This window comes from Candidatus Delongbacteria bacterium, assembly GCA_041675285.1.
Taxonomy (GTDB): domain Bacteria; phylum CAIWAD01; class CAIWAD01; order CAIWAD01; family CAIWAD01; genus CAIWAD01.
Map to the genome: position 1 here is coordinate 21,018 of JBAYTZ010000001.1, position 22,337 is coordinate 43,354.

At 69.8% G+C, this 22,337-nt stretch carries 12 protein-coding genes; 9 read left to right on the forward strand and 3 right to left on the reverse strand.

Annotation, left to right across the window (positions count from 1 at the left end):
• Window positions 1–4 precede the first annotated feature (4 nt).
• Window positions 5–2,626 (forward strand): Ig-like domain-containing protein, encoded by a 2,622-nt coding sequence (locus WC326_00055; protein MFA7329441.1) that lies wholly within the window; start codon window positions 5–7, stop codon window positions 2,624–2,626.
• A gap of 209 nt (window positions 2,627–2,835) precedes the next feature.
• Here WC326_00055 and WC326_00060 read toward each other — a convergent pair whose 3' ends face one another.
• Window positions 2,836–3,393, reverse strand: coding sequence for a TetR/AcrR family transcriptional regulator (locus WC326_00060; GenBank protein MFA7329442.1), 558 nt, complete (start codon window positions 3,391–3,393; stop codon window positions 2,836–2,838).
• Between the two features lie 359 nt (window positions 3,394–3,752).
• On the opposite strand from WC326_00060, the gene WC326_00065 reads away from it, so the two are divergent.
• The 4 genes from WC326_00065 (at window position 3,753) to WC326_00080 (ending at window position 9,896) form a co-directional block, all read left to right on the forward strand.
• Complete coding sequence (locus tag WC326_00065) at window positions 3,753–4,853, forward strand: NAD/NADP octopine/nopaline dehydrogenase family protein (protein MFA7329443.1); 1,101 nt, start codon at window positions 3,753–3,755, stop codon at window positions 4,851–4,853.
• Window positions 4,850–6,493 carry a cobalamin B12-binding domain-containing protein gene (locus WC326_00070; GenBank protein ID MFA7329444.1) on the forward strand — a complete coding sequence of 548 codons (1,644 nt, stop codon included), beginning with the start codon at window positions 4,850–4,852 and terminating at the stop codon, window positions 6,491–6,493. The genes WC326_00065 and WC326_00070 overlap by 4 nt, the downstream gene beginning before the upstream one ends.
• A gap of 1 nt (window position 6,494) precedes the next feature.
• Window positions 6,495–8,027 carry an asparagine synthase-related protein gene (locus WC326_00075; GenBank protein ID MFA7329445.1) on the forward strand — a complete coding sequence of 511 codons (1,533 nt, stop codon included), beginning with the start codon at window positions 6,495–6,497 and terminating at the stop codon, window positions 8,025–8,027.
• A 324-nt stretch (window positions 8,028–8,351) separates the two neighbouring features.
• Entirely contained in the window at window positions 8,352–9,896 is a 1,545-nt protein-coding gene (locus WC326_00080; GenBank protein MFA7329446.1) for an ATP-binding protein, read from the forward strand.
• A gap of 13 nt (window positions 9,897–9,909) precedes the next feature.
• Here WC326_00080 and WC326_00085 read toward each other — a convergent pair whose 3' ends face one another.
• On the reverse strand, window positions 9,910–11,244 hold the full coding sequence (locus WC326_00085; GenBank protein MFA7329447.1) for an MFS transporter: 1,335 nt from the start codon (window positions 11,242–11,244) through the stop codon (window positions 9,910–9,912).
• A gap of 284 nt (window positions 11,245–11,528) precedes the next feature.
• Here WC326_00085 and WC326_00090 point away from each other — a divergent pair, with 284 nt between their 5' ends.
• Genes WC326_00090 through WC326_00100 form a run of 3 tightly spaced genes read left to right on the forward strand, consistent with a single transcriptional unit; the run spans window position 11,529 to window position 17,811 of the window.
• On the forward strand, window positions 11,529–12,929 hold the full coding sequence (locus tag WC326_00090; protein MFA7329448.1) for an alpha-L-fucosidase: 1,401 nt from the start codon (window positions 11,529–11,531) through the stop codon (window positions 12,927–12,929).
• Window positions 12,930–12,932: 3 nt separating this feature from the next.
• Window positions 12,933–15,170 carry a DUF4838 domain-containing protein gene (locus WC326_00095; protein ID MFA7329449.1) on the forward strand — a complete coding sequence of 746 codons (2,238 nt, stop codon included), beginning with the start codon at window positions 12,933–12,935 and terminating at the stop codon, window positions 15,168–15,170.
• Between the two features lie 25 nt (window positions 15,171–15,195).
• Entirely contained in the window at window positions 15,196–17,811 is a 2,616-nt protein-coding gene (locus tag WC326_00100) for a glycoside hydrolase family 3 N-terminal domain-containing protein (GenBank protein ID MFA7329450.1), read from the forward strand.
• A gap of 70 nt (window positions 17,812–17,881) precedes the next feature.
• On the opposite strand, the gene WC326_00105 is transcribed toward WC326_00100, so the two are convergent.
• Window positions 17,882–20,281 carry an Ig-like domain-containing protein gene (locus tag WC326_00105; protein ID MFA7329451.1) on the reverse strand — a complete coding sequence of 800 codons (2,400 nt, stop codon included), beginning with the start codon at window positions 20,279–20,281 and terminating at the stop codon, window positions 17,882–17,884.
• 391 nt (window positions 20,282–20,672) lie between these two features.
• On the opposite strand from WC326_00105, the gene WC326_00110 reads away from it, so the two are divergent.
• Complete coding sequence (locus WC326_00110) at window positions 20,673–22,277, forward strand: FlgD immunoglobulin-like domain containing protein (protein ID MFA7329452.1); 1,605 nt, start codon at window positions 20,673–20,675, stop codon at window positions 22,275–22,277.
• Window positions 22,278–22,337: the final 60 nt, after the last annotated feature.

The window sequence follows — 22,337 nt, forward strand, 5'->3', positions numbered from 1 at the left end:
GACGATGAAGCCCATCCTCCTCCTCACTCTGCTTCCCGTGCTGCTGGGCCTGGTCCCGGCCGCGCGGGGAGCCAGCCTGGGCACCGTGTCCCAAACCGTGACGGCGCCCAATGGAACCGTGCTGGAGATTCCCCTTGAGGCCTCGTTCGGCGCGCCGGAGCAGATCCACGCGCTGACGGTGGAGCTGGACTTCCCCACCAACTGGCTGGTGACGGGTCTGAACACCGCCGGCACCCTGCTGGCGGACTGGGGCGCCGAACTGGCCTGGGAGGCGGAGGGCGACGGCATCCAGCTGGCCGCCGCCAGCGCGTCGCCCATGACAGGCACAGGCACGCTGGCCTTGATCCAGGTGCAGATCCAGGGTTCGGGCACGCTGGCGATTCCCTTCGCGCGGCTGAATGAGGGGGATCCCGTTCCCGTGCTCAGCCAGGGCACCTTCACGCACATCGTGCCGCAAGTCATCCCCGTCTCGCCGGCGACGGCGGCCAGCCTGCTGCCGGGCGAGACCGTCCAGTACACGGCCGGTGGCGCGCCCACGCCACCCTTGACCTGGAGCGTGGCGGATCCGCTCTCCGGCCAGGTGAGCGCGGGCGGCCTCTTCACCGCCTTGTCCCAGGGCGCCAACCGCGTCCAGGTGGCGGATGGCGGCGGGCGCGTCGGCACGGGTCCGGAGATCCTGATCCACACCTTCCACCTGCAGGCGCAGGCACTGAGCGGGCAGGCGGGGCAGACCCGCCCCCTGGTCCTGGTGTTGCAGAACCCCACCGGGGCGGCCTTTTCCAGCGCGGAGTTCTCGCTGAACCTGGGCAGCGCGCGCTTGACGGCCGTGACGCTGGAGCTGACGGAGGGCCTGCTCGCGGACTGGGACGTCCAGTTCACCCAGACGGGGAATCTGGTCCAGTTCGCGGCCGCGGCTCCGGGCGGCGCCGCGGTCACCGGCGCGGGCCAGCTGCTGGTTCTGCAGGTCGCCAGCAGCGTGGGCGCAGCCTTCAACAGCACGCTGACGCTGAGCGACATCCACCTGGACGAGGACTGGCTGACCCGCACGTCCACCGTGCAGGCCCAGTTCAGCGCCACTTCGAGTTTCACCCTGAGCCCGGCGACGGCCAGCATCCTGCGCGGCCAGACCCAGCAGGTGACGATCCAGGGCACGCCCAACGGCAGCGTCGAGTGGACCAGCACGGACCCGGCCGTGGCCAGCGTGAGCGCGACGGGACAGGTCACGGCGCTCTCCGGCGGTGACACGCGCATCATCGCGCTGGATCCGCTGGGCGTCGGCGACACCACCGGCGTCTACCACGTCCACGATCTGAGCGTGGCGCCGGCCAGCCAAGGAGCGCCGGCGGGGAGCACGCTCCTGGTGCCCTTGAACACGGGAGCGCTCGGCGAGTTCGCCGTGACGGCCTGGCAGTTCCGCCTCAGCTATCCCACCACCTGGCTGCAGTTCGACGGCCTGGAGACGGCGGGCTCGCTCAGCGCGGCCTGGACGGAGGTGAGCTGGGACGAGACCAGTGGCGTGGTGCAGGCCGCGGCCGCGGGCCCGGCGCTGGCCGGCGCAGGCAGCCAGCTGGTCTTCCTGCGCTTCCTGGTGGACGCCGCCGCGCCCAACGGGCAGACGGCCCAGCTGCAGCTGCCGGCCTTCACCTACAACGAGGGCCTGCCCAGCGTGCAGCGCGGCAGCGGCACGCTCACCTTCGGGGCGCTGCCGCCCACCTGCCAGCTGGATGTCGCCGCCCTCGACTTCGGGGCTGTCCTGCCCGGCACGATTGTGACACGCAGTTTCAGCATCACCAACGTGGGCGGCGGCACGCTCAGCGGCACCGTCAGCGCGGGCTGTCCCCCGTTCACGATCACAGCCGGCGCGACCTACAGCCTGACGCCCGGGCAGTCCCAGCAGGTGGAGCTGCAGTTCCAGAGCCCGGCGGCCGGCACCTTCGGCTGTCTGCTCGACACGGGCGGCTCCTGCGCGGACCTGCCGCTGAGCGCGGCGGCGGTGGGTGTCACGCCCCTGACCGGCCCGGAGTCGGCCTGCGGACTCGTGGAGGTCCTGGGGCATCTGCCGGGATCGAACACGGGCTTCGTGCCGGACTGGGAGGCCGGCGCCGTCGGCCTGCAGCTTGAGCATCTGGGCGCCGGCACGCTGAGCGCCTCGATCTGGATCGGTGACGAGCTGGAATGGAGCGGTCAGATCCAGGGCCCCAGCTGGTCCGCCGCCAGCGCCCCCGGCTTCAGCTTGAGCGACTGGACCACGCAGGATCTCCAGCTCCATCTGGAGGTGAGCGACGGCAGCAGCACGTGGAACGCCGCCGGCGCGGACTGCATCTGGGAACTGGGTTTCCTGGCCGTGGAACCGCTGCGCCCCGGCGTGTTCCGCCTCTACGACGCCGTGCCCAATCCCTTCAATCCCTCCACGACCCTGAGTTGGGAGCTGCCCGCGGCCGCGGAGGCGCGGCTGGAGTTGTTCGATCTGCAGGGCCGCCTGGTGCGAGTCCTGGCGGCCGGCCCGCAGGCGGCGGGCCCTCATTCGCTGCGCCTGAACGCCGACGAATTGGCCAGCGGCGTCTATCTGCTGCGGCTGAGCGGGCCGGACCTACTGGAGACCAAGCGGCTTCTGCTCTTGAAGTAGTCGCCATCCCGATCTCTGGAACGCCGGCGCCTGGATATATCCACCACACGAACGGCCTGTCATTCGGCAGCGCGGATTGGCCATGTCACAACCACCGGGGCGGGTCAATCCAGCGGAGCACCGATGGACACGCGCTTCGTGGATGCGGCCCGGCGAAACGTGTCGCCTAACACGGCCAGGACTCACCCTCTGGTCCGTGACCGGCCCGGTCAGTCCCGCGTGGCCAGACCGCAGAGCCGCATGGTTCGCGCCCTCAGTGATTGCGAGGGAATCTCCAGGATGCGCTCGAAGGAGAGCGTACCCGCGATGAAGCCCCCCAGGCCCACCGCGTCCTCGTGGGCCGACTCCCCGCCCAAGTGCGCCGCCAGGCCATCGATGTAGCGGGCGAACTCCGCCTGGATGGCGCTCCGCCGCTCCGGCAGTTTCAGCCAACCGCGCGCCTGGTGGAGCAGGAGGAGGACCTCCGGACGTTCGTTGAAAAAGGCCTGGTGCTCGTCCAGCAGAAGTCCAGGAGCGGTCCCACCCCCTACTGGAGGTGGGCCGAGTCGCGCCAGCAGGGCGTCGATCCCCGCGCCGACCAGAGCGGCGATCAAGGCCTCCCGGGATGGGAAGTACTGGTAGAATGTCCCCTTGCCCAGATCCGCCCGTGCGGTGATTTCCTCCAACGAGGGCTGGTAGATCCCGCGATTCGCGAAGAGGGTCAAGGCGCTCTCCAGCAGGGCCTGTCGTGTCTGCTCGCGCTTGCGCGCCCGTCGGTCCACTGTCATCGTCGCCTCAAAATGACTGAATCGTCAAACTTGACTGAAACCCCAAATTCCAATACACTCCCGTCACCATCAAGCACAGGCTTCAGGTGGACGGACCTACGCGTTCGATCATCTGCGACTCGCAGAATCCAAGAGGCAGGGGTAGTCCCATCAGGGCCGCAGGACTCTCGGAGCACGCCCAGGCCGCTGATCGCACGATCGCAAACCCTTGGCGTGGCTCCCCTTTCCCCACCTGCGGGTCGTATGCCGGTCCCGGCGCCGCACCATGTACCGGTCGCTGTGGACGCAGCCGCATCCGACAACCCACGCGAGTCGGTCCGCTGGTCCGCCGGGCGCCCGTGAAAACCAGGAGAGCCGCCATGTCCCATCCACGCCCTGTCTTCTGTGTCATGGGAGCTGGCCACGGCGGACTGGCCATGGCCGGCCATCTGGGCCTGATGGGTTTCGACGTCCGTCTCTTCAACCGCACGCTGGCCAGGCTGGAGGCCGTCCAGGTTCGGGGCGGCGTTGAACTGGGCGGCGATGAGTTGAGTGGCTTCGGTCCGGTCACTGCGGTGTCGGACCAGGTGGGAGACTTGCTCGAGGACGTCGACGTGATCATGGTCGTCGTGCCGGCCAACGCCCACGAGTTCATCGCCAGGCAGTGCGCTCCCCATTTGCGGGACGGCCAGACTATCGTGATCAACCCTGGCCGAACCTTCGGCGCGCTGGCATTCGGGCAGGAACTGCGCTCGCAGGGTTGCACAGCGGATGTCACCCTCGCCGAGACGCAGACGTTCCTCTATGCCAGCCGCGTCATTGGCCCGGGGCAGGCGCGGATCTTCCGCATCAAGAACTCCATTCCGCTGGCCACCGTGCGTGCGCACCGCATTCCTCGCTGTCTGGACCTGGTGCGCCGGGCCTTTCCCCAGTTCGTTCCCGGTGACAATATCTTCAAAACGAGCTTCAACAACATCGGTTCGGTCTTCCATCCGGCCCTGATGCTGCTGAACGCGGGCTGGGTCGAAGACCCGGCGGACTTCGAGTTCTATTACCAGGGCACCACGCCCTCCGTCGCCACCGTGCTGGAGGAACTGGATGCGGAGCGAGTCGCCGTCGCCGCCGCGCTGGGCATCCAGGCCTTCAGCGCGCGCGAGTGGCTGTACCTGGCCTACGACGCCGTTGGGCGGAATCTCCACCAGGCCATCCACGCCAACCTCGGCTACCACGGGATCCTGGCTCCCCATCGGATGGAAATGCGCTATCTGACGGAGGATGTCCCGTTCAGCCTGGTTCCCATGAGTTCGATCGGACGCCAGTTCGGCGTGTCCACCCCGATCATGGACGCCTTCATCACCCTGGCCTCCAGCATGCACGGGCGAGATTACCGCGCCGAAGGCCGGACGGTGGAATCACTGGGCATCGCCGGGCTCAGCCTGAAACAGCTGCGCCTGCTGGGAATCGGGCAGGACAAGCCATGAGCAGCGACAACCTGGTGATCGGGGCCGCTCTCGGCCAATGTGTCCATCTGGCGGGGTTGGACCACTTTCTCCGACTCTGCGAGGAGCACGGCTGGCGCTCCGAACTGCTGGGGGCGGCGGTTCCTGTCGAGACCTTGCTGCGCCGGGTCCAGGAACTGAGGCCCGCGCTGGTGGCCGTTTCCTATCGCCTCACCGACCAGGATATCGTGCCACTGCTGCGCGCCCTCGAGGAAGGGGCGGCGCGGCTGAAGGGCGGCGAGCGGCGCTGGGTGTTGGGTGGCACGCCGCCGGTGGCGGCCATGGCGCGGCGCTTCCAACTCTTCGAGCGCTGTTTCGACGGCAGCGAACCGCTGGAGGAACTGATCGCCTTCATCGGCGGCGAGACCACCGCCACAGCGGCCGAGAGATGGCCCGACACGCTGCTGGAGCGGGTGGCGGCCTGCGCGCCACGGCCGCTGCTGCGTCATCATTATGGCGAGCCCGCACTGGAGGCCACCATCGTCGGCGCGGGACGGATCGCTGAGGCCCGCGCCCTGGACGTCCTCTCGCTGGGGCCGGACCAGAATGCCCAGGAGCACTTCTTCCGCCCCACTGAAATGGATCCCCATCAGGACGGGGCGGGCGGCGTTCCGGTGCGCCGTCCGGAGGACCTCCGCCGCATCCACGAGGCGACGCGTGTCGGCAATCGCCCCCTGCTGCGCTGCTATAGCGGGACGCGGGATCTGCAGCGCTGGGCGGAGATGAGCCTGGAGACGATCCACAATGCATGGGGGGCCATTCCCCTCTGCTGGTACAGCGTGATGGACGGCCGGAGCACGGTCCCCTTCCCCGAGGCGATTCTGGAGAAGCAGTCCACCATGCGCTTCTACGCGGAGCGCGGGGTGCCGGTGGAGGTGAACGAGTCCCACCAGTGGAGCCTGCGCGACGCCCACGACGCGCTGGCGGTGGCGATGGCCTTCCTGGCCGCCTACAATGCTCAGCGGCAGGGCGTGAGACACTACGTCGCCCAGCTGATGCACAACACTCCACCCTCCACCAGCCCGCTGATGGATTTGGCGAAGATGCTGGCGAAGCTCGACCTGATCGGCGAGCTGGAGGGCCCCGCCTTCCAGGTCCTGCGGGAGGTCCGCGCGGGCATCACCAGCCTGCCGGCGGATTTCAACCGCGCCAAGGGGCATCTCGCCGCCTCCACGACGCTGGCCATGGCGCTGAAGCCGCAGATCCTCCACGTGGTGGGATTCACCGAGGCCCGGCGCGTCGTCGACGCCGAGGCGGTGATCGAGAGCTGCTCCATCGCCCGGGGCAGTGTCGATCTCTGCCTCAAGGGGCTGCCCGATCCCGCGCGGGATCCGCGGGTCCGCGCCCGCCGTCGCCATCTGGTCGCGGAGGCGCGCCTCATCCTGGAGGCCATCACGCGGCTGGGTTCCGACCGCGCCGACCCGTGGGCCGATGCGGAGGTGCTGACGCGGGCGATCCGCTGCGGGCTGCTGGATGCTCCCCACTTCCGCGGCAATCCGCACCTGAAGGGGACGATCGTGACGGCCTGCGTGAAGGGTGGCTGGGAAGCGGTCAATCCCGTCACCCGGCGCCCACTTGGGGAGCGGCGCCGGATCGCCGCCCTGGCTGCGGGCGGGCAGTAGGATGTGCGGCATCGCGGTTGTCTGGGGAAGACCCGACCTGACCCTCGCGGAAGTCCTGCTGGATCGGCTCCGTCACCGTGGTCCGGACGAGGCGGGCCGGGTGGTGATCGGCCCCGGCGTGCTGGCCCAGGCACGGCTGGCGATCGTCGACCTGGCCACCGGCCGTCAACCCATTCTCAATGAGCGGGGCGACCTGGCGGTCGTCTTCAACGGTGAGATCTACAACCATTTGGAGTTGAGGCGGGAGCTGGCCGGCCGCCACGAGTTTCGCACCTGTTCCGACACGGAGGTGCTGCTCCATCTCTACGAGGAGGTGGGCGAAGACTTGCTTGGCCGGCTGGATGGGATGTTCGCCCTCGCGCTGGCGGGGCCGGCCGGCCTGCTGCTGGCCCGCGATCCGCTGGGGATCAAGCCGCTCTACTATGGCCGAGCCGGCGATCTGGTGTTGGCCGCCAGCGAACTCAAGGCCTTTCCGCCCATGGATGAGCTGCGAGCCCTCCCGGCGGGGCATTTCCTCTTTCTGCCCGCGAATTCGGCGCCGGGCCGGCTTCCCCTGCCGAAGCCCCGGGCCTTCGCCTGCGCCGCGCAGGTGGTCCCCTGGCTGGCGCCGCCGCCCCTGCCGGAGATCGAATCCGGGATCCGCCACCGCCTGGAGCGGGCCGTCGTCAAGCGCCTGATGAGCGACGTGCCCGTCGGCGTCTTTCTCTCAGGCGGGCTGGACAGCAGTCTGGTCGCCGCGCTGATGCGCCCGCACGTGCCCCGGCTGCTCTCCTTCACGGCGGGCATGCGCGGCGCCCCCGACCTGTCGGCGGCACGAGCTGTGGCGCACCTGCTGGGCACGGAGCACCATGAACTCATCTACGACGCCGCCGAGGTCGAAGCAGCGCTGCCGGCGGTCATCCGGGCCCTGGAGTCCTTCGACGCCCCGCTGGTGCGCTCGGCGGTTCCCAACTATTTCCTCGCGCGTCTGGCCGCACGGCATGTCAAGGTCGTCCTGACCGGCGAGGGCGCCGATGAACTCTTCGCCGGCTATTCCTATCTCCGTCCCATCGCTTCGGGCGGCGGACTGCGCGAGGAACTCGAGCGGATCACCCGGGACCTGCAGCACACCAACCTGCAACGCTGCGACCGGCTCTCCATGGCCTGGGGCCTCGAGGCGCGTGTCCCTTTCCTGGACCTGGATCTGCTGCGCTACGTGGGCCGGTTGCCCGCCGGATTGCTGGCACCTGAACCCGGCGGCCGCGAGAAAGGCCTGCTGCGGCGCGCCTGCGCCGACCTTCTGCCGGAGGCGATCCTGCAGCGGGCGAAGCTCAAGTTTGCGGAAGGGGCCGGGTCGTCCGAGCTGGTCGCCACGCGGCTGGCGTTGGTCGATCCGGCGGTCGCCGATGAGCTGGACGAGCCGTTCGTCCAGAACCTGCACTCGGCGGAGGAGCGCGTGTATCACCGGATCTGGCGGTCCCAGTTTGGTGACCAGATTCCTCTCGAGTTGGTGGGGAGGACCCGGGATCCCCGGGCTGCGCTTCCGGCGGTCTGAGCCTCGCTTCGGTGGCCCACTTCGGGAAAGTGGCCGCTGGAGCGCCCCTGATTCGTGCCTTGCGGCGAGCATGTGGTCCTGCCACAGACGGCCTTGCCAAGCGAGGCCCTGGCCCAGGTCCAGGGGTGGGTCTTCAACCGCAGGACCGGGTTTGCCCGAGGCGTTCCTCACCCGAATTGCCATTGATTTGCGACGGTAACAATATTAGGTTGCACTAAGAAAACAGGGATTTCTGTTCGCTCCGAGGAATCGCTCGTCGCACAGCTCACCCTATCGCCCCCCCCCACCTGCGGTTGCTTGGATTCAATTCCAGATTGGATCCAGATGGACGTTTTTCTGCCCTCCTCCTTCTACAAGGAAGTCCTGGAGCACATGCTCGAAGGATGTCAGATCATCGGCCACGATTGGCGCTACATCTTCATCAACAAGACGGCGGAGCGCCACAACCGCCGCTCCGCCCAGGAGATGATCGGCCAGCTCTACGCCGAGGTCTGGCCCGGCGTCGAAACGACGCCCGTCTACCAGATCATCCGCTATTGCCTGGAACAGCGCATCCAGCAGAACATGGAGAACGAGTTCGCCTTCCCGGACGGCGGCAAGGGCTGGTTCGAGTTGCGCATCTATCCCGTGCCGGAGGGCGTGTTCATCATGTCCATCGACATCACGGAACGCCGGCACAACGAGGAGATCCTCAGGGCCACGGAAGCGCAGCTGCGCCAATCCCAGAAGCTGGAGGCCGTGGGGCAGCTGGCCGGCGGCGTGGCCCACGATTTCAACAACATCCTCACGGTGATCCTGGGTTATGGCTACGCCCTGCAGGAAGAGCTGGCGGAGAACGACCTCCTGCGGGAGGATGTCCTGCAGATCGTCGCGGCCGGCGAACGGGCCGCGGTGCTGACGCGCCAGCTGCTGGCCTTCAGCCGCAAGCAGGTGCTGCAACCCGAGATCGTCGACCTGAACGAGGTCATCCGCAACATCAGCAAGCTGCTGGGCCGCCTGCTGGGCGAGCCGGTGGAACTGAGCCTGGCCTTGGCGGATGAAGTCGTGCGCATCAAGGTCGACCCCAACCAGCTGGAACAGGTCATCGTCAACCTCTGCGTCAATGCCCGGGACGCCATGCCGGAGGGCGGCCTGCTGACTCTGGAGACCGCCCGGATCGAGCTGGATGCGGGTTACACGGACACGCACGTGGGCGTCAGCCCCGGCAAGTACATCATGCTGGCGGTGAGCGACACGGGCTGCGGGATGGACGAGGCCACGGTCCAGCGCATCTTCGAACCCTTCTTCACGACCAAGGAGGTGGGTCGCGGGACGGGGCTGGGCCTGGCCATGGTCTATGGCATCGTGAACCAGTCCGGCGGTTCCATCTATGTCTACAGCGAAGTGAACCGCGGCACCACCTTCAAGCTCTACTTCCCACTGGTCCACGGACATGTGGCCGCCCGCCGCAAGGCCGCGACCCGGGCCCCGCTGGGCAAGGGCGAGTTGGTGCTCCTGGTGGAGGACGACGCCACGCTGCGGCAGCTCTGCCAGCGCCTGCTCCAGGACCTCTCCTATCGGGTCGTGAGCGCCGACGGGCCGATGCGGGCCTATGAGCTGGTGGAGAGCGAGCGGCTGCGCCCTGACGTGCTGTTGACGGACGTCATCATGCCCTTCATGAGCGGGCCCTATCTGGCGCGCCGGCTGCAGGCGGTCCATCGGCCCCTGCAGGTCGTCTACATGTCGGGCTACACGGACGAATCCATCCTGCAGCACGGCGTGCTGGATCCCAGCGTGCCCTTTCTGGAGAAGCCCTTCACGCTGATCAACCTGGCCAGCAAATTGCGGGAGGTGCTGGACGGGGCGCAGCGGACCGGCGGGGCCGCGTGACACACGCGCCGGATCAATCCACTCCACCTCTGGCGGCCAGATCCGCGGACTTCATGCCGTCCAGGGGGATGATGAGGATGGTCAGCAGCGCGGGAATGCTGCAGAGGCAGACGGCGACGAAGAAGCCGACGTAGCCCAGCGTGCTCTGCAGGTAGCCCGAGAGCATGCCGGCCAGCATGATGGTCAGCGCGCCCAGGCCGGTGGCGATGGCGTAGTGGCTGGTGCGGAAGTTGCCGCGCTGGGCCACGTGCATCAGGTAGACGCTGTAGCCGGCGAAGCCGAAGCCGTAGCCGAACTGGTCCACGAAGGCCACGACGTACATCCACCAGGTCGCCGGGTGCGCGGCGGCCACCCAGACGTAGAGCAGGTTGGGCGCGTTCATGCTGATCAGCATCAGGACAAAGGCCCGCCGCAGACCGTAGCGGCCCACCACGCCGCCGCCGGCGATGCCGCCCAGGATGATGCCGATGATGCCGGCCACGCCGTTGATGACGCCCACCTCCGCCACCGACAGGCCCAGCCCGCCCGCCGCCACGGCGTCCCGCAGGAAGAGCGGCGTGATCATCGAGACCATCGCCTCGCCGAAGCGGTAGAAGAGGATAAAGGCCAGCACGGCGAGGATGCCCTGCTGCCGGATGAAGGTGGTGAAGGCCACCAGCAGCGGCACCGACTCCGGCGCGCAACGCACGGGCAGGTCGTCCGCCGGGCGCGGCAGGAAGACGCGCGCGTAGACGGCTCCCGCGCCGTAGAACACGGCGATGGCGGCGAAGACCGCCGTCCAGCTGGCGATGATGCTCTGCCCGCCCTTCTGCAGCATGCCGGCCAGGAAGACCAGCCCGCCCGTGCAGAGCAGGCGCCCGGCGCGGAAACTGGCCGACTGGACGCCGACGAAGTAGGCCTGCTGTTTCTGAGAAAGCGACAGCAGGTAGAGGCCGTCCAGCGCGATGTCGTGGGTGGCGGAGGCCAGCCCCAGCACGAAGAACAGGGCGATGCTGATGGGGAAGTAGAGCGGCAGGCCCCAGGCCACGGCCAACGCCACCAGGCTGGCTCCGATCAGCGCCTGGGCCGCCAGCACCCAGCGCCGCCGGGTGAAGTTGAAGTCCACCGCCGGCGCCCAGAAGAGTTTCAGCATCCAGGGCAGCCCGAGCAGACTGACCCAGAAGGCGATGGTGGCGTTGGGGAGACCGAAGTCCTTGAAGACGAGGGTCGAGACTTCGCGCACCAGCGTGGACGGGATGGCTTGCATGATGTAGAGAACGGGCACGAAGAGCCAGGGACTCAAGGCGGACGATTTCAGGCTCGCGCCCGGGTCACCCCGGACCTCGGCGGCTGGCGGCAGATGTGACAAAGCCCCTCCCTGTGCTACAAGACCACGCGCGGTTGGCGCTTGGCGGATCCGGGCGAGCGGAACCCACCGTCCACGCCCACCGCTCCCGCGAAGCACGGGCAAGGTACCAAGGGATTCCCGCCCCGCGCCCTTCCGCTCCCGCGCGCTCGTTTCGATTTCCCCCGCCCGCGTGCCACCTTGCCCGCATCCGGCGCCGCTGGGACCGCCAAGGCCTGCCGGGGCGCCCGGAACGGAGGATTCCCATGACCCCCACTCGCTCTCGACGCGCCCGGAGGCTGCTCAGCATGTGTGCCCTTGCGCTCGCCGGCCTGGCCCCGACGGGGTCGGCGCTGGCCGTCCGACCCCATCCGGATCCCCTCGTGCAGCAAAAACTGGAGTGGTTCCAGGACCAGAAACTCGGCCTGCTCATGCACTGGGGCACCTACAGCCAGTGGGGCGTGGTGGAGAGCTGGAGCATCTGCCCGGAGGACGAGGACTGGACCAAGCGGCGCGGGCCCCACGCCGGTAGCTACAGCGAGTACCGGCAGGCCTACGAGGACCTGAAGTCCACGTTCAATCCCGTCCAGTTCGATCCGGCGGCCTGGGCGGCGGCGGCGCGGGGCGCGGGCATGCGCTACGTGGTCTTCACCACCAAGCACCACGACGGCTTCTGCCTCTTCGACACCCAGCTGACGGACTACAAGGTGACCGACCCGGGCTGCCCCTTCAGCCGGGATCCGCGGGCCAACGTGGCCCGGGAGGTCTTCGCCGCCTTCCGCCGCGAGGGCCTGGGCACGGGCGCCTACTTCTCCAAGGCCGACTGGCACTGCCCGGACTACTGGTGGCCCTACTTCCCGCCCTTCGACCGCAACGTGAACTACGACATCAAGCGCTACCCGGAGAAGTGGGAGGCCTTCAAGAGCTTCACGCGCGGCCAGATCGAAGAGCTGATGCGCGACTACGGCCCGATGGACATCCTCTGGCTGGACGGCGGCTGGGTGCAGCCCATGACCGCCACGTCCCCGCGCTGGGGCAAGGCGCCCTGCGACCAGGACATCGACATGCCCGGGATCGCGGCCATGGCCCGCGCGCTGCAACCGGGCCTGATCATCGTGGACCGCGCCGTGGAGGGCGACTACCAGGATTACCACACCCCCGAGCAGGAGGTGCCGGCGGCGCCGCTGGAGACGGTCTGGGAGAGTTGCATCACGCTGGGCACTTCCTGGAGCTTCGTCCCGAACGACGAACACAAGTCCGCCGAACGGGTGATCCAGCTGCTGGTGGACATCGTGGCCAAGGGCGGGAACCTGCTGCTCAACGTGGGACCCAGTCCGCAGGGCGAGTGGCCGGCGGAGGCCCTGGCCCGGCTGGCCGAGCTGGGGGACTGGCTGGACGTGAACGGCGCGGCCATCTACGGCACGCGCGCCGTAGCGCCCTACAAGGAAGGCCGGCTGTGTTACACGCGCTCGGCCCCGGGCACGCTCAACGCCATCCTGCTGGCCTCGGCGGAGGAGCCCGGGCTGCCGGCCAGCCTGCTCATCCCCTCCTTCGCGCCCCGGCCCGGGCAGAGCGTGCGGCTGCTGGGCGTGGCCGAGCCCCTGCGCTGGGAGCCGGCAGGTGCGGGTTGCCGGGTCTTCGTGCCGGAGTCCGTCCGGGCCACGCCGCCCTGCCGGCACGCCTGGGCTTTTCAGCTGGGCGTCGAGTAGCGGATGAAACCCACTCGCCCGTTCTGGCTGGGCCTGGGGTTGGGCTTGGGTCTGACAGCCGCGCCCGCTCCGGCCCTGGAGCTGGTTCGCGACGGCCAGGCCCTGTGCGTGATCCACTTGCCGCAGGTGGAGACCCCCGCGGCCCGGGCGGCGGCCGACACGCTGGCCATCTACCTGGAGCGGATCAGCGGCGCCCGGCTGCCCGTGGTCGCCCACGACGCCCCGCCGGCGGGCGGCATCGTGCTGGCCGTGGGCGGGCCGGAGGCCATTGGCTCGCAGGGAGAGGAGCTGGGGGAGGAGGGCTTCCGCCTCCGCACGGCCGGCGACCGGCTGATCCTGGCCGCCGGCAGCGAACGCGGCCTGAGTCACGCCGTCTACACGCTGCTCGAATCCCAGCTGGGCTGCCGCATGTACAGCCCGGAGGTCCAGGTCATCCCGCGCCGGGCCACGCTGGTCCTGCCGGAGCTGGACGACACCCAGCTGCCGCGCTTCCACTTCCGGCTGCAGGATTTCCAGGAGCCGGCCTACGCGGCCTGGCACAAACTCAGCTCCCGGGAGGAGTGGGGCCTGTTCGTCCACACCTTTCACGAGCTGATCCCGCCGGAGCGCCACTTCGCCGCGCATCCCGAGTACTTCTCGGAGAACCGCGGCGTGCGCGTGGCCGATGGACAGCTCTGCCTGAGCCAGCCCGCCGTGCTGGAGCTCGTGGTGGCCGAGCTGACGCGGCGCATGCGCGAGCAGCCCGCCGCGCGCTACTGGTCCGTCTCCCAGAACGACACCTACCTGCCCTGCACGTGCGCGGCCTGCCGGGCCGTGGACGAGGCGGAGGGCTCCCCCGCGGGCAGCCTGCTGCGCTTCGTCAACCAGGTGGCGGCGCGCTTCCCTGAAAAAGTGATCTCCACGCTGGCCTACCAGTACTCGCGCCCGGCGCCCCGTGTCACACGGCCGCTGCCCAACGTGAACATCATGCTCTGCAGCATCGAGTCCAACCGCAGCCGGCCCATCGCGGCGGATCCGCGCGACACGACCTTCGTGCGCGACCTGCGGGACTGGAGCCGGCTCACATCCAACATCCTGCTGTGGGACTACGTGATCCAGTTCCGTAACCTCGTCAGCCCCTTTCCCAACCTGCGCGTGCTGCAGCCCAACCTGCGTTTCTTCGCCGATCAGGGAGTCACAGCGGTCTTCGAGCAGGGACTGCCCGTCTTCAAGGGCGAATTCGCCGAACTGCGCGCCTACCTGCTGGCCAAGTGGCTCTGGAACCCCGACCTGGAGCCGGACGCCCTGCTGGACGACTTCCTGGCCGGCTACTATGGCGTCGCCGCGCCCTTCATCCGCGCCTACATCGACCGCCTGCACGACGCGCTGGCGGCCTCGGGCGAGGATCTCTCCTGCTTCGGCCACCCGCTGCCCAGCGCGGCGGGCCACCTGTCCGGGCCGCGGCTCGACGAGTACGCGCGCCTCTTCGATCAGGCGGAGGCCGCGGTGGCGGGGAGTTCCGAACTGGCGATCCGGGTGCGCACGGCGCGCCTGCCGCTGCTCTACGCGCAGTTGGAGCAGGGCCTGATCCTGGCCGACGCCCCGCGCGGCTGTTTCGGGCGGGACCCGGATGGAAGGCGGGTGGTCCAGCCGGGCTTCGTCGAGCGGGTGGAGAGCTTCCACGCCGGTTGCAGCCAGGCGGAGATCCCGCGCTTGTGGGAGCACGGCCTGCCGCCGGACGAGTACCGGGAGCGTGCCACTCGCTTTCTGGCGGAGGGCCTCCGGCCCCACCTGGCCCTGGGCCGCCCGGTGATGCTGGCGCGCCCGGCCAGTCCTGCCTACCACCAGGGCGAGGCCGCGGCCTTGACCGACGGCCTGAGCGGCTGGAACGACTATCGCATGCACTGGCTGGGCTTCGAGGGCGAGGATCTGGAGGCCGTGGTGGACCTGGGCCGGGTGCTGGATGTCACACGGCTGGAGACGGCCTGCCTGCAGGACATCGCCTCGTGGGTCTTCCTGCCGCGCCAGGTGGAGTTCCTGCTCTCCCTGGACGGCGTGGACTTCCAGCCGGTGGCGCGCCTGACCCCGAGTCTGGCCCCCACCCACGCGGGCGCCGCCCGGGAGAGCTTCCAGGCGAGCTTCGACCCCCGGCCGGCGCGCTACGTCAAGTTGAAGGCCGAGAACTGGAAGATCTGCCCGCCCTGGCACAAGGGCGCGGGCGGCAAGGCATGGGTGTTCTGTGATGAACTGCGCGTGTTCTAAGTCCGCCCGACGCCGGGCGGCGTGCGTGGCGGGCTGGCTGGCGGGCGCTTGGCTTCTGCTGTCGCCCCAGTCGGCGGCGGGCGGGTCGACTCCGGCGTACCAAAACGCGGGCCTGCCCGCGGAGACCCGGGTCCAGGACCTGCTGGCGCGGATGACGCCCCGGGAGAAATTCTGGCAGCTCTTCATGCTGGCCGGGGAGGACGGCGGTGATCCGGCCCGCTTCCGCGACGGCGTGTTCGGCCTGCAGCTCGCGGAGCAGGAGCCCGCCGAGGCCCGGCGGCGCGGCGACGCCCTGCAGCGGCACCTGCGCGAGCACACGCGGCTGGGCATCCCGGCCATCCTGTTCGCCGAGGGCCTGCACGGGCTGGTGCAGCGCGAGGCCACGGTCTTTCCCCAGGCCATCGGGCTGGCCGCCAGTTTCGACAGCGCGCTCGTGCGCCAGGTGGCGGAGGTGATCGCCGGCGAGAGTCGCGCCGTGGGCGTGCGCCAGCTGCTCTCCCCGGTGGTGAACCTCGCCACGGACGGCCGCTGGGGCCGCACGGAGGAGAGCTACGGCGAGGATCCCGTCCTAAGCTCGGCCATGGGGGCGGTCTTCGTGCGGGCCTGCGAGGAGCGGGGCGTGATCGCCACGCCCAAGCACTTCGTGGCCAACGTGGGCGAGGGCGGCCGCGACAGCTACCCCGTCGAGGAGAGCGAACGGCGCCTGCGCGAGACGCACTTCCCGCCCTTCCAGGCCTGCCTGCAAGCGGGCGGGGCCCGCTCGCTGATGACCTCCTACAATTCGCTGGACGGCTCGCCCTGCTCGGCCCAGGACTGGCTGCAGAACGACGTGCTCAAAGCGGAGTGGGGATTCAGGGGCTTCGTGATCTCCGACGCCGGCGCCGTGGGCGGCGCCAACGTCCTGCACTTCACCGCCGCCGACTACGGCGAGGCCGCGGCCCGGGCTCTGAACTCCGGGCTGGACGTGATCTTCCAGACCTCCATCGAGCACGAGGCCCTCTTCCTGCCGCCCTTCCTGGACGGCCGGATTCCCTCCGCCGTGATCGACTCCGCCGTGGCCCGCGTGCTGCGCGCCAAGTTCCAGTTGGGATTGTTCGACGAGCCGCTGCCAGCGGCAGAGACTGGACTTCCGCTGGGCGCCGAGTCGAGCCGCCGCTTGGCCCGCCGCGCGGCGGAGGAGTCCCTGGTCCTCCTGCAGAACGAGCGCGGCACGCTGCCGCTGCCCGCCGGCCTGCGCCGGCTGGCCGTGCTGGGCCCCGACGCGGACGCCGCGCGGCTGGGCGGCTACAGCGCCACGTCCAACCGGGCCGTCTCCATCCTGGCCGGGCTGCGCGAGCGCGCCGGGAACGACGTGGAGGTCCGGCACGCGCCCGGCTGCGCGCGCCTGTCCCCGCCGCTGCCCACCGTGCCCGCCGCAGCGTTGAGCAGCGGCGCCGGGCCTGGTGAGACGCCGGGCCTTAAGGGCGAGTACTTCACCGGCCTGGAGCCGGCGGGCACGCCGGCCTTCACGCGCCAGGACGCGGTCGTGGATGCCCAGTGGACGCTGTTCTCCCCCGACCCCGCGCGGCTGGGCGACGGGTTCTACTCCGTGCGCTGGACGGGCTGGCTGACCCCGCCGGCCGGTGGCCGCGTGGAACTGGGCGTGGAGGGCAACGACGGCTGGCGCCTCTTCCTGGACGATTCCCTGCTGCTGGACAGCGGAGCGCCGCTCTCCCACCGCACGCGGCTGGCCGCCGTGGAGCTAAGGGCGGGACAGGCGCGGCGCCTCCGGCTGGAGTGCCGGGTTCCGGCGGGGCCGGCGCGGCTGCGCCTGGTCTGGAGCCTGGGCGCGGCGCCGGACGAGGAGCCCGGCCTGCGCGCGGCCGAGGAACTGGCCCGCAGCTGCGACGCCGCCGTGGTGGTGGTGGGCCTGGAGGAGGGGGAATTCCGCGACCGCGCCTCGCTGGCCCTGCCCGGCCGCCAGGCGGAGCTGATCCGCCGCGTGGCCGACACGGGCACGCCCGTCACGGTGGTGCTGGTGGGCGGCGCTCCCGTCGTCATGGAGGACTGGCTGGAGGCGGCGGGGGCCGTGCTCTGCGCCTGGTACCCGGGGGAGGAGGGCGGCCACGCCGTGGCCCGCGCGCTGTTCGGCGACCTGAGCCCGGCCGGGCGCCTGCCCCTCAGCTTTCCCGTGGCTGAGGGCCAGGTGCCGCTGGGCTATCGCCACAAACCCACCGGCCGGGGCGACGACTACGCGGACCTGACGGGCCAGCCGCGCTTTCCTTTCGGCCACGGCCTGAGCTACACGGGGTTCCGCTACAGCGACTTGCGGCTGCCGGCGAGCGTGCGGCTGGGCGAGCCCGTCCCCGTGCGCTGCACGCTGACCAACACGGGCCGCCGGGCGGGGGACGAGGTGGTCCAGCTCTACCTGCGCGACGAACTGGCCAGCGTGGCCCGCCCGGTCCTGGAGCTGGCGGCCTTCCGCCGTGTCCACCTGGAGCCGGGCGAATCCCGTGAAGTGGAGTTCCAGCTGCCCGCCGCGGCGCTGAGCCTGCTGGACGCGCAGCTGCGCCCCGTCCAGGAGCCCGGCCGGACCCGCGTCTACCTGGGCGCCTCCTCCCAGGATCTGCGCCTGCGCGGCGTGGTGACGGTCCAGCCTTGAGGCCATGAAAAATCCCCCGCCGGCGGTGGCCAGCGGGGGATCGGATGGAACGGAGTGACCCGCCGGATCGCTAGTTGGCCACGGCCACCAGGCGGTAGAGCTTCGTGGGCAGACCATCGATGCAGCCCAGGGCGTGGAAGGGGTTCCCCGTGGTGGTCTCCAAGATCCAGGGCTGGCCCAGTCCGGTGCTGGACCACAGCTGGTAGGCCGTCGCGCCGGGCACGGGGTCCCAGGTGAGCAGCAGGTTGCAGGCACTGGGATTCTCGATCACCAGCAGCGGGCTCCCGATGCTGCAGTCCAGCCACTCCCGCTCGGCCTCGTTGGTTTGCCGTTCTTCATCGAACTCGTCCAGGAAGAGGCCGCGCAGCTTGTCGTTGCCCACTTGGCTGCTGGTGTAGGTCAGGAAGAACTGGCCGTTCTCATCGGTGGTGCCGTTGGCGGCGACGCCCGTGTTCGGACCCTCGAAGACCTCCAGGAGCACGGGTTCGTTGACGATGGGGAAGCCGTTGCCGCCCCGCAGGGTCACCGTCGCCGTGAATTCGTCCCCCAGACAGCCGCTGGAGAAGACGGGCGTCACCTCGCCCCAGCCGCCCGTGTTGCAGCCCTGCCACGTGTTCACCGCGCTGTTGGAATTATCCAGGGTGCCGCTGCTGTTGATGAAGGAACCGAGCACCGTGTCGACGCCCGGCACACTGCTGGTGAAGGTCAGGGGGAACTCGCCGTTGGCGTCCGTGTTGCCGCTGGCCGTCAGGCCGGCGTGCGGGCCGCTGACCACCTCCAGCGTCACCGCGTAGTTGGGCAGCAGGTTGCCGTTGTCGTCTTCCATGGTCAGGGTCACCGTGTAGGGATCGCCCAGGCAGGTGGTGGCCGTGGCGGGGCTCAAGGTCGCGATCTCGGTCACCGTGCACTGCTGCCACTCCACCTGGGCCAAGTTCGTGTACTCCAGCAGGCCGCTGCTGTTGGTGAAGGAGCCGCGCAGCTGGTCCACGCCCGTCAGCGTGCTGGTGTAGGTCAGAGAGAACTGACCGGCGGCATTGCTGAAGCCGCTGGCCGTCTGGCCGACGTTGGGCCCGCTGAGGATGAGGATGCCGGCCGGATAGTTGACCAGCGGGTTGCCGCCAGCGTCCTGCAGCGTCAGCGTCACCGTGTGGGGCAGACCCTGGCAGAGGGTCGCCGTGGCGGGGCTGAGCACGCCGCTCTCCGCCGCCTGGCAATCCTGCCAGACCTGGGTCGCGAGGTTCGAGACCTGCAGGACGCCGCTGTTGTTGAGGAAGGAGCCGCGGATCACGTCGCTGCCGGCCGTCAGACTGGTCCAGCTGGCGCTGAACTGGCCCAGGGCGTTGCTCAGGCCGCTGGCCGTGGTGCCCGCGTTGGGCCCGCTCAGGACCTCGATGCTGGTCGAGTAGTTGGCCAGCGGATTGCCATTGCTGTCCTGCAGGGTGAGGGTCACGCTGTGCGGGTCGCCCACGCAGCCGGCGGAGGTGGAGGGCGTCAGCACGGCGCCCTCGCCCACCACGGCGGCGAAGTCCAGCAGCAGGTGCGCGGCGAACAGGTTGTCGTCGGCGGAGGGGTTGTAGGTGTGCACGCTCATGCTGGTGTTGCCGGCGCCGATGAAGCCCGCGATGTCGTAGAGCTCGTCGTCGTAGTTCGTGTAGTCGGTGTAGGAGCAGGGGTCGTTGAACAGGGGGAGCGCGGGATTCGTCCGGCTGTCGCCCACGCCGCCCACGCTGATCAGGGCGCCGTTCTGATTCTCGCCCTCGTCGTTGCCGCCGGCGCTGGAGGTCAGGCGCACGCCGTTGACGTCCACGTAGCTGGTCTGGCAGGTTCCGCGCGCGTAGCCGTAGCTGATGGCCAGGCCGAATTCCACCGCCGTGTTGGCGTCGGGGAAGACCGGCTGGCCGAAGCCGATGGAGAAGTTGTCCCCGGTGGTGGCCTGCGCGCCGAAGGCCAGCACGGCCGTGTGGGTCGAGGTGGTGGCCGGATCGTCGAAGATCACGTAGAGCGCCGTGCCGTCCACGCTGGCGCTGTGCAGCTCCGTGACCGGCACGTCGGTGATGCCCGGGCCGGCGGCGCCCAGCAGCGGCGCGACGATGGCGGTCACGTTGGCCAGGTGGTTGTAGGACGCGATGCCATTGGGAGCCGAGGACGTCCAGGTGACCGGCGTGCCGGCCAGCAGGATGTCGCCGTTGGGGATGACGTAACCCGTGAAGCCCGTGCTGGCCGCCGCCAGATAGGCCACGCGCACCGTGGCGCCGGCGCTGGGCTTCTCCACCTGGAGCAGGCCGCTGCTGCCCATCATGCCCAGGCCGTCGGCCGAGAGCGTGATCAGGCCCACCTCCGTGGTGACGAATTGGTTGAGGTCGCGGTTGGCCGGCACGGGCTCACCGGAACTTACGCCGGGCACGTCGGCGGCGAACGCCGCGCTCAGGGCCAGGCTCAGGCTGGCCAGTCGGACTCCGAAGCAGTTCATGGGGACTCTCCTGTTTGCATGGCGCGCGCACGACCCGGCGGTGGTGAGACCGGGAGCGGGCGGCCATGGTGCTGTGCTGGTTGTGGCTGGCTGATGTCTGTGTCGCGATCCCCCTCAGGAGGCAGGAATCATGCCACTTGACGTGCGCTACGGGGATGATAGGAAGTGGTTAACAGGTAGCCAGATCGAGAGTTATACGCCCCTAAGTTCTCTACCTGTTAATCTGATAACTGAACAGAGTGTGCAAAAATGGGCGCCTGCGCGGCGTGGTGACCGTCCGACCCTGAGGGTGCGGGACGGGTGGCGTCGCCGCGGAGTGCGTACTTCCCGCTCCAACGCTCGGCCGATGGCCGGCAGGGCGCGCGGTGTCCGCCGAAACGGGGAGGCTGGAATGAACATGCGACTCCTGCTGCTCTTGGCCCTGGGCCTCGGGAGCGGATGGCCCGGCCGGGCCCTGGGCGGGTGTCAGTTGGCCAATCCCAGTTTCGAGATTTTCAGCGCGGCGGGTCAGCCCTTCGGCGGGTGGACGGCCTTCGGCCCGGTGGACTCCAGCGCCCGGGCCGTGCACGGCCAGCTGGCGGCGCGGATCCGCGGGGCGGGCGGCGGGAGCCTGGCGGGACTGTGGCAGGACCTGGACGCCGCCCCGGGACAGCGCTGGGACGTGACGGGTCACGTGGCCCACTCCGCCACGGAGCGGCTGACGGGCGCCTGCCTCGCCCGGGTCAGCGTGGAGTGGCGCGGGGCGAATGGCGGGCTGCTCGACAGCGCGTCCGTCGCCGTCGCCGACAGCGCGTCTGCCCTGGACGTGGACCTGGGTTTCCACCTGCTAAGCCCGCCGGCCCCGGCGGGCACCACGACGGCGCGCCTGGTGCTGGGCCTGTGGCAGGACCCGGCGGAGCCGGCGCCTGCGGTCCGTTTCGACCAGCTCACCTTCCGGGACGCGAGACTGCCCGGGCTGGACGAACTGCAGTGGGCGGACTTCCCCGGTGGGCGGCGCGTGGAGTTCGCGGGCCGCAGTTGGCGCGTCAAGGGTCCGGGCTGGTACGGCCCCGGCCCGAATCATTTCAGCGACAGTCCGGAGTGCGTCCGCGTGGACGACCAGGGCCGGCTCCACCTGGGCATCCGCCTGCTGGACGCGGCCTGGCGCAGCAGCGAGGTGGCCCTGGAGGACAGCCTGGGCTACGGCGACTACGTCTTCACCACCGTGGGGGCGCTGGATCAGCTGGACCTGCGCGCCGTGTTCGGGCTCTTCCTCTGGGAGTACGGGCCGTGTACCGACGGCGCCAGCCTGTGGTGGAATCCCTACAACGAGTTCGACATCGAGTTCAGCCGCTGGGGCAACCCGGCCAACGGAATCGGGCAGTTCGTGGCCCAGCCCTGGGACTGGGCGGGCAACCTCGATCGTTTCGACGCGGCCTTCGGCGCGGAGGAGAGCGCCAGCCACGCCTTCCGCTGGCTGCCCGACCGGGTGGAGTGCCGCAGCTGGCGCGGCGGACCGGGCGCCGAGGCGCCGGAGACCCTGCTGCACCAGTGGACCTACACGGGTCCGCACATCCCGCGCCCGGAGCAGCCCCGCGTGCACCTCAACCTCTGGCAGGCCGGCGGACTGCCCGCCACGGAGCAGGAGGTTATCCTCGCCGCCTTCACCTTCACGCCCGCCGAGGGCTCCACGGACCTGCCCGCACCCCAGGCGCCGCCCGCGTCTCAGCACCGTGCCGCGCCCATCCGCCTCCATCCGCCGGTGCCCAATCCCGGCAATCCCGCGGCCGCCCTGCGCTTCTCGCTGGACCTGGCGGGGGAGGTGGAACTGGCCATCTTCGATCTGCGCGGCGCCCGGGTGCGGACCCTGGTCCGCGGCGCGCGTCCGGCGGGCGAGCACGTGGCCCGCTGGGACGGACGGAACGAGGCCGGCGTCGTGGTGGCCGGGGGCCTCTACTTCTGCCGGCTCAGCCAGGGGCCGTGGCTGGAGGTCCAGCGCCTGCTGCTGCTGCCCTGAACCGGCAGGTCCCCACCATTTTCCTTGACATGTCCCCCCTCAAACGGCTACTTAGTTCGA

What these genes read in the sequence shown, in the direction of transcription:
- WC326_00055 (MFA7329441.1), top strand. Translation starts at nt 5, where the DNA reads ATGAAGCCCATCCTCCTCCTCACTCTGCTTCCCGTGCTGCTGGGCCTG.
- WC326_00060 (MFA7329442.1), bottom strand. Translation starts at nt 3,393, where the DNA reads ATGACAGTGGACCGACGGGCGCGCAAGCGCGAGCAGACACGACAGGCC.
- WC326_00065 (MFA7329443.1), top strand. Translation starts at nt 3,753, where the DNA reads ATGTCCCATCCACGCCCTGTCTTCTGTGTCATGGGAGCTGGCCACGGC.
- WC326_00070 (MFA7329444.1), top strand. Translation starts at nt 4,850, where the DNA reads ATGAGCAGCGACAACCTGGTGATCGGGGCCGCTCTCGGCCAATGTGTC.
- WC326_00075 (MFA7329445.1), top strand. Translation starts at nt 6,495, where the DNA reads ATGTGCGGCATCGCGGTTGTCTGGGGAAGACCCGACCTGACCCTCGCG.
- WC326_00080 (MFA7329446.1), top strand. Translation starts at nt 8,352, where the DNA reads ATGGACGTTTTTCTGCCCTCCTCCTTCTACAAGGAAGTCCTGGAGCAC.
- WC326_00090 (MFA7329448.1), top strand. Translation starts at nt 11,529, where the DNA reads ATGTGTGCCCTTGCGCTCGCCGGCCTGGCCCCGACGGGGTCGGCGCTG.
- WC326_00095 (MFA7329449.1), top strand. Translation starts at nt 12,933, where the DNA reads ATGAAACCCACTCGCCCGTTCTGGCTGGGCCTGGGGTTGGGCTTGGGT.
- WC326_00105 (MFA7329451.1), bottom strand. Translation starts at nt 20,281, where the DNA reads ATGAACTGCTTCGGAGTCCGACTGGCCAGCCTGAGCCTGGCCCTGAGC.
- WC326_00110 (MFA7329452.1), top strand. Translation starts at nt 20,673, where the DNA reads ATGAACATGCGACTCCTGCTGCTCTTGGCCCTGGGCCTCGGGAGCGGA.